Origin of the sequence: Komagataeibacter melaceti (assembly GCF_003403295.1) — a bacterium.
Taxonomy (GTDB): Bacteria; Pseudomonadota; Alphaproteobacteria; order Acetobacterales; family Acetobacteraceae; genus Komagataeibacter; species Komagataeibacter melaceti.
The window spans coordinates 20,812-28,052 of the sequence record NZ_QUWV01000108.1; the positions used below are offsets into that span (position 1 = coordinate 20,812).

Annotated in this window: 7 protein-coding genes; all 7 read left to right on the forward strand. The window is 64.8% G+C overall.

Going from position 1 to position 7,241, the window contains the following annotated elements:
• The first annotated feature begins 77 nt into the window (after nt 1-77).
• Entirely contained in the window at nt 78-1,445 is a 1,368-nt protein-coding gene (glmU, locus tag DY926_RS12140) for a bifunctional UDP-N-acetylglucosamine diphosphorylase/glucosamine-1-phosphate N-acetyltransferase GlmU (protein ID WP_116703611.1), read from the forward strand.
• Nucleotides 1,445-3,268, forward strand: a complete 1,824-nt coding sequence (gene glmS, locus DY926_RS12145; RefSeq protein WP_116703612.1) for a glutamine--fructose-6-phosphate transaminase (isomerizing) — start codon at nt 1,445-1,447, stop codon at nt 3,266-3,268. Before glmU ends, glmS begins: the two co-directional genes overlap by 1 nt.
• 66 nt (nt 3,269-3,334) lie before the next feature.
• Nucleotides 3,335-4,330 (forward strand): glycine oxidase ThiO, encoded by a 996-nt coding sequence (thiO, locus tag DY926_RS12150; protein ID WP_116703613.1) that lies wholly within the window; start codon nt 3,335-3,337, stop codon nt 4,328-4,330.
• A 23-nt stretch (nt 4,331-4,353) separates the two neighbouring features.
• On the forward strand, nt 4,354-4,554 hold the full coding sequence (gene thiS, locus DY926_RS12155) for a sulfur carrier protein ThiS (RefSeq protein WP_116703618.1): 201 nt from the start codon (nt 4,354-4,356) through the stop codon (nt 4,552-4,554).
• Between the two features lie 4 nt (nt 4,555-4,558).
• Nucleotides 4,559-5,329: a thiazole synthase gene (locus tag DY926_RS12160; RefSeq protein WP_116703614.1), complete on the forward strand. Its 771-nt coding sequence runs from the start codon at nt 4,559-4,561 to the stop codon at nt 5,327-5,329.
• Nucleotides 5,326-5,961, forward strand: a complete 636-nt coding sequence (locus DY926_RS12165) for a thiamine phosphate synthase (protein ID WP_116703615.1) — start codon at nt 5,326-5,328, stop codon at nt 5,959-5,961. Before DY926_RS12160 ends, DY926_RS12165 begins: the two co-directional genes overlap by 4 nt.
• Nucleotides 5,962-6,167: 206 nt before the next feature.
• On the forward strand, nt 6,168-7,241 hold a 1,074-nt coding region (locus DY926_RS12170; protein WP_186336160.1), incomplete at its 3' end, for a cation:proton antiporter.

Sequence of the window (7,241 nt, forward strand, 5' to 3'; positions counted from 1 at the left end):
GGAAATTCTAAGTGATGGTATCGCGCGCGCATAAGGGTTTGACAGGGTCATCCGGTGGGGAGTACCCGCACAATGCGATGAATACCCAGACAGATACCGCACTATCTTCCGTTGCGCCGACCATGTCGACCGCCGTCATCCTGGCCGCGGGCCGGGGCACGCGCATGAAATCGGAACAGCCCAAGGTCATGCACCAGCTGGCCGGGCGGCCCATGCTGCGCTACCTGCTCGACAACGCGGCGCAGGTCTTTGATCGGATCGTGGTGGTCGTGGGGCCGGGCATGGATGACGTGGCGGCCCTTGCCGCACCCCATGCGGTGGTGGTCCAGCATGAACGCCTTGGCACCGGCCATGCGGCACGGCAGGCAGCCGCCGAGTTTGGTGAGGGTGATGTCGCGGTGCTGTATGGCGATAACCCGCTGATCACCCCCGGCACGATGCGCGCCCTGCTGGAACAGCGCCGCAGCGGTGATACCGGGCTGGCGCTGCTGGCCATGGAACCGGCCGACCCTGCACGTTATGGCCGTGTCGTCACACATAACGGGCAGGTGACCCGCATTGTGGAATGGGCGGACGCCACAGCACAGGAGCGGGCGATCGGGCTGTGCAATGCCGGTGTGCTGTGCGCCAATGCGGATGATTTCCGGCGCTGGCTGTCCGAAATCGACAATAACAATGCCCAGAAAGAATATTATCTGGGTGATGTCGTGGCCCGTGCCGTGGCGCAGGGTGAATGCGTGCGCGCCGTTGTCGCGCCGGAGGACGAACTGCGCGGCATCAATTCCCGCGCCGAACTGGCCATGGCGGAGGCCTGCGTGCAGGCCCGCCTGCGGCAGGCGGCGATGGCGGGCGGCACCACCCTGATCGCGCCCGACACCGTGTTCCTGTGCGCCGATACCGTACTGGAGCCTGATACGGTCGTACACCCCCATGTGGTGTTCGGCCCGGGCGTGCATGTGCGGCGGGGGGCGGAAATCCATGCGTTCTCGCATGTCGAGGGTGCGGTGGTCGGCCCTGATGCCCGGATTGGCCCCTATGCCCGCCTGCGTCCCGGCAGCGATGTGGGGGCAGGCGCGCGCGTGGGCAATTTTGTGGAAATCAAGGCGACAACCCTCGGCGCGGGGGCCAAGGCCAGTCACCTGACCTATCTGGGTGATACGTCGGTGGGGAGCAACGCCAATATCGGCGCGGGCACCATTACCTGTAATTATGATGGTGTCTTCAAGCACCGGACCGAAATCGGGGCGGACAGTTTCATCGGCTCGGATTCCGTCCTCGTCGCCCCCGTGCGGGTGGGCGATGGCGCGATTACCGCCGCCGGTAGCGTCATCACGCATGACGTGCCCGATGATGCCATGGCCTTTGGCCGGGCGCGCCAGTCCAACAGGGCGGAGCAGGCCCGCGTATTTCGTGAGCGGCTGAAGAACAGGAAGGAACAGGGCTGATGTGTGGCATTGTTGGGGTTGTAGGCAGCAATCAGGCCACACCGGTCATTCTGGACGCCCTGCGGCGGCTGGAATATCGCGGCTATGATTCCGCCGGGATTGCCACGCTGGAAGACGGGCAGGTGGAGCGGCGGCGCGCGGCAGGCAAGCTGGACCATCTGGCCACGCTGCTGGCGCGGATGCCGCTGCCGGGTGTGACGGGCATCGGCCACACGCGCTGGGCCACCCATGGCGCCCCCACGGAAAACAACGCCCACCCGCACGGGACGGAGCGGGTCTCGGTTGTCCATAACGGCATTATCGAGAATTTCGAGGCGCTGCGTCAGGAGCTTGAGGAAGCGGGGCAGGTGTTCTCCACCGAAACCGATAGCGAGACCATTGCCCAGCTTGTCGATTATTACCTCCAGCGCGGCCTTTCCCCGCGCGAGGCGGCGCATGCCTGCCTCAAGCGGCTGGAAGGGGCCTACGCGCTCGCCATGATCTTCGCGGGCCATGACGGCATGGTGATCGGCGCGCGCCATGGTGCGCCGCTGGTGGTGGGGTTTGGCGATAACGAGATGTTCCTCGGCTCCGACAGCCTGGCGCTGGCACCGCTGACCCGCCGCATTGCCTATCTGGATGATGGCGACTGGAGTGTCATCACCTCCGCCGGGGCCGAATTCTTTGATATGGCGGGCAACCCGGTTGAACGCCCGGTCAAGGTTACGGCCCTGATCGCGGCCTCGGTCGGCAAGGATGGCTACCGCCATTATATGGAAAAGGAACTGCATGAGCACCCGGTGGTGATCGGGCAGACGCTCCAGCGCCTGATCGACCCCGCCACCCGCCGGGTGGTGATGCCCGAACTGCCCTTTGACCTGTCAGCCGTGCCCCGCGCCGTCATTACCGCATGTGGCTCGGCTTTTTACGCGGGCATGATCGGGCGCTACTGGATCGAGCAGTATGGCCGGCTTCCGGTTGATATCGATGTGGCGAGCGAGATGCGCTACCGCAACCCGCCACTGGCGCAGGGCGGGCTGGGGCTGCTGATTTCCCAGTCGGGCGAGACGGCGGATACGCTGGCGGCGCTGCGCGGCATGCGCGCGGCGGGGCAGCACATTGTCTCGGTGCTCAATGTGGAACAGAGCACCATGGCGCGTGAAAGCGATGCCGTGCTGGGCACGGTGGCCGGGCCTGAAATCTCGGTCGCCAGTACCAAGGCCTTTACCGCCCAGCTTTCCGTGCTGGCGTGCCTGACCATCGCCCTTGGCCGGGCGCGTGGCCTGCTGGACGCACGGCAGGAGGAAGACATGGTGACGGCCCTGCTCGACCTGCCCAGCAAGGCCACGGAAGTGTTCGAACGCCATGACGAGATCCGCCGCATGGCCGCGATCGTGGCGCAGGCGCGTGATGTGCTCTATCTGGGGCGTGGCGCCATGTTCCCCGTCGCCCTTGAGGGCGCGCTGAAGCTGAAGGAAATTTCCTATATCCATGCGGAGGCCTATGCCGCGGGGGAAATGAAGCATGGCCCGATTTCCCTGATCGACAACACGGTACCGGTGGTGGCGACCGTGCCGTCCGGGCCCTTGTTTGAAAAAACCCTGTCCAACCTGCAGGAAGCCAAGGCCCGTGGCGGCCGGCTGCTGGTGTTCACGGACATGGAGGGGGCACCGCGTCTGCGCGAGATCGCGGAATGTGTGGTCGCGATTCCCACGGTGGATGAGTTCGTGGCCCCGATCCTGCAGACCATCCCGGTGCAGATACTGGCCTATGAGGTTGCGCTGCTTAAGGGCACGGATGTGGACCAGCCGCGCAACCTCGCCAAGTCCGTGACTGTTGAATAGACACGGGCGCGGAACCGGCACAAACATCGCTCGTAAACACGATAATAAACAGGGGGTACGGCGCAGATGGCAGCACAAACGGCATTCTCCGGCGGGGCGGGTCCGTCTGTCCTTGTACGGGGCGCGGGCGTTTCCGGCCTGACCGCCGCTGTCACCCTGGCGGAGCGCGGGGCGCGTGTGCATGTGCATGAATCCGGGCCACGCATCGGCTCGGGCGCGTCATGGCAGGCGGGCGGCATGCTTGCCCCCTGGTGCGAGGCCGAATCCGCACCGAAGGATGTGACCGAGCAGTCCCTTGCCTCACTCGACTGGTGGGATGCCCATGTGCCCGGCGTGATACGTAACGGCACGCTGGTGCTGGCCCCCGCGCGGGATGTGGGGGAGGTAGCGCGCTTCGGGCGGCGGACCTCGCATTTCTCCACGATAGGCGAGGCCGAGGTCGCGGAACTGGAACCCGATCTGGCGGACCGTTTTTCCCGCGCGCTGTTCTTTGCCGGTGAAGGTCATGTGGACCCGCGCGATGCGTTGCGTGCGCTGGCCACAAGGCTGGTGGGGCTGGGGGGGCAGATCACGTGTGATGTCCCGGTCAACGCGGGCACGGCGGGTTATGACTGGGTGGTGGACTGCACGGGTATCGCCGCGCGTGACCAGATGGCCGACATGCGCGGTGTCCGTGGCGAGATGCTGCTGCTGCGCTGCCCGGACGTGACGCTGCACCGCCCGGTGCGGATGCTGCATCCGCGCATTCCCATCTATATCGTGCCGCGTGCCGACCATGTGTACATGGTGGGCGCGACCATGATCGAAAGCGAGAATGCAGGCCCGATGACACTGCGTTCAATGGTGGAGATGCTGGGCGCGGTCTATGCCTTGCATCCGGCCTTTGGCGAGGCCGAGATACTGGAAACCGGCACCGGCCTGCGCCCGTCCTATCCCGACAACATGCCCGCCGTCCGGCGCGATGGGCGGCATATCCATATCAACGGCATGTACCGCCACGGCTTCCTGCTTTCGCCCGTGCGCGCGGCCGATGCGGCCGATATCGTGTTCGGTAATGCCTGATTCCTCCCGCAAAGGAGATGACCATGCAGATTTTGGTGAATGACCAGCACCATGACGTGACTGCCCCCACACTGGCGGCGCTGCTTGATGAGCTGGGGTATGACCGCACGGCCCGGCTGGCCACAGCACTGGATGGCAGCTTTGTCGCCGCCAGCAGGCGGGCCGATATGCCCCTGCATGAAGGTGCGCGGATTGAAATTCTGGCCCCCATGCAGGGAGGATGATGTCATGACCCTTTTTTATGGCACCGAGCTTTCATCGCGCCTCATGCTGGGGACGGCGCAGTACCCTTCACCCGAGATCCTGATGGACGCAGTGCGCCGCGCAGGCGCTGGGGTCGTGACCGTATCGCTGCGGCGTGAGGCGGCGGGATCGCGCGCGGGCCACGCCTTCTGGGAACTGATCCGCACGCTGGGCGTGCCGGTGCTGCCCAACACGGCGGGCTGCCATACGGCGCGTGAAGCCGTGACCACCGCGCACATGGCGCGTGAGGTATTCGGCACGGACTGGATCAAGCTGGAGGTGATTGGCGAATCCGACACGCTCCAGCCCGACATGTTCGCGCTGGTCGATGCCGCGCGCATTCTGGTCGAGGATGGCTTCAAGGTCTTCCCCTACATGACCGAGGACCTGGTGGGGGCCGAGCGCCTCCTGCGCGCGGGGTGCGAGGTGCTGATGCCGTGGGGCGCGCCCATCGGCTCGGGCAAGGGGCTGAACAACCTGTTCGGCCTGCGTGCGCTGCGTGCGCATTTTCCTGATGTGCCGATGGTGGTCGATGCCGGGATTGGCGTGCCATCGCATGCCGCGCAGGCCATGGAACTGGGTTACGACGCGGTGCTGATCAATACGGCGGTGGCCAAGGCCGGTGACCCGGCTGAAATGGCCCGCGCCTTCGCCATGGCGGTGGAGGCAGGGCGCATGGCCTATGTGGCCGACCCGATGGAGATGCGTGACATGGCCGTACCGTCCACCCCGGTCATCGGGCAGGCCGTGTTATGAGCTTCACGCTTCCCTCCCGCATCTATCCCGTGGTGGATGCCGCACACTGGGTCGCACGCCTGGGGCAGGCGGGTGCGCGGCTGATCCAGTTGCGCCTGAAGGACATGGCGGCGGATGACCTGCGCCGTGAAATCCGCGCGGGCGTGCACCATGCCCGCCAGCACGGGGTCAGCCTCGTGCTGAATGATTACTGGCGTATCGCGATTGAGGAAGGGGTGGATTTCATCCATCTGGGGCAGGAAGACCTTGATACGGCTGATCTGTCCGCCATCCGTGCGGCGGGGCTGCGGCTGGGTGTGAGCACCCATAGCGACGCCGAACTTGACCGCGCGCTGTCGCTTGCGCCCGATTACGTGGCGCTGGGGCCGATCTGGCCCACAATGCTCAAGAAAATGCCATGGGGACCGCAGGGCACCGCGCGGCTGACAGAATGGAAACGGCGCATCGGGTCGATTCCGCTGGTGGCCATCGGGGGGATCACGCTGGAGCGCGCGCCGGAATGTATTGCGGCCGGGGCGGATTGTGTCTCCGCCGTGTCCGCCTTCATCCGCATGCCCGACCCGGAGCAGCAGGTAAAGGCATGGCTTGCCGCAACGGACGGGGCTGCCCCCATGGACGATCAGGGTCCATAATGTGAACATATGTGTTGTTAATGCAACGCATGTGTGGCTTTATTGATACTTGATGCAACGGTACGACTGGACCGGCTTTAATCTGTTGGCTTGGCTTCCCACATCTAAATCAGGGAGCTGATGTAACAGGAAGGACATAATCTGTTCATGGTCGGCTGATAGAATGCGCCTGCAAACAGGTTATGATCGGGAATCGAGGGTTTTGAATGGAGATAGCGGGTCTGGCAGCAATTCTGATGGCAATCGCCGTGCTGCTTGTTGTTGTCAGCGCGGTTCAGCCGCTTGCCCGCCGTCTGGAACTGTCGGAAACCGTGCTGCTGGCCGTGGCGGGCATCGTGATCGGTGGTACGGCCGATCTGGTGCTGCGCAACACCCATCTGGAAATGTTCAGCGGGGCGGCGGAAACGCTGCTGGACTTCCCGCTCAATAGCGAAGCCTTCCTGCTGATCTTCCTGCCCATACTGGTGTTTCAGGGGGCGCTGGGCATTGACGTACGCAGGCTCGCGCATGAAACCGCCACCGTACTGCTGCTGGCCGTGGTCGCCGTGGCCGTGTCCACCGCCACCATCGGTTTTGCGCTGTATCCGTTTGCCGGGGTGCCGCTGGTGGTCTGCCTGCTGCTTGGCTCCATCGTGGCGACGACCGACCCTTCGGCCGTGGCAGGTATCTTCAAGGAAATCGGGGCCGCGAGCCGCCTGACCCGGCTGGTGGAAGGCGAGGCGCTGCTGAATGATGCCGCCGCGATTTCCATTTTCACCATCCTGCTCGGCTCCATTACCACGCACCACAAGATCATGCTGGGCGGGGCGATGCTGGAGTTCCTCGTCTCCTTCATCGGCGCGCTGATCATCGGTATCGTGTTCGGGCGGCTTACGCTCATGATGATCCCGGCGCTGGGGGCGGCCCCGGCGGCGGAGGTCACGCTGACCGTGGCGCTGCCCTACCTGTCCTATATCGTGTGTGACGAATTCCTCGGTTTTTCCGGTGTTGTGGCCACGGCGGCTTCGGGGCTGACCATTTCCATCTACGGGCCATCCACCTTCCGGCCCCAGACATGGCGCTTCCTGAACGAGCTGTGGCAGCAGCTTGTCTTCTGGGCGGGGTCGCTGGTGTTCGTTCTGGCTTCCATGCTGGTGCCGCGCCTGCTGGTGGGCATGACGCGGTGGGACTGCGTGCTGATCCTGCTTGCGGCGGGGGCGGGGCTTCTGGCGCGCGGGGCGGTGGTGTTCGGCATGCTGCCCATCCTTGCCGCCACCAAGCTGTCTCCCCCCGTGCCGACG

Bases quoted from the DNA above. Each gene is read 5' to 3' on its own strand.
- glmU (WP_116703611.1), top strand. From the start codon at position 78: ATGAATACCCAGACAGATACCGCACTATCTTCCGTTGCGCCGACCATG.
- glmS (WP_116703612.1), top strand. From the start codon at position 1,445: ATGTGTGGCATTGTTGGGGTTGTAGGCAGCAATCAGGCCACACCGGTC.
- thiO (WP_116703613.1), top strand. From the start codon at position 3,335: ATGGCAGCACAAACGGCATTCTCCGGCGGGGCGGGTCCGTCTGTCCTT.
- thiS (WP_116703618.1), top strand. From the start codon at position 4,354: ATGCAGATTTTGGTGAATGACCAGCACCATGACGTGACTGCCCCCACA.
- DY926_RS12160 (WP_116703614.1), top strand. From the start codon at position 4,559: ATGACCCTTTTTTATGGCACCGAGCTTTCATCGCGCCTCATGCTGGGG.
- DY926_RS12165 (WP_116703615.1), top strand. From the start codon at position 5,326: ATGAGCTTCACGCTTCCCTCCCGCATCTATCCCGTGGTGGATGCCGCA.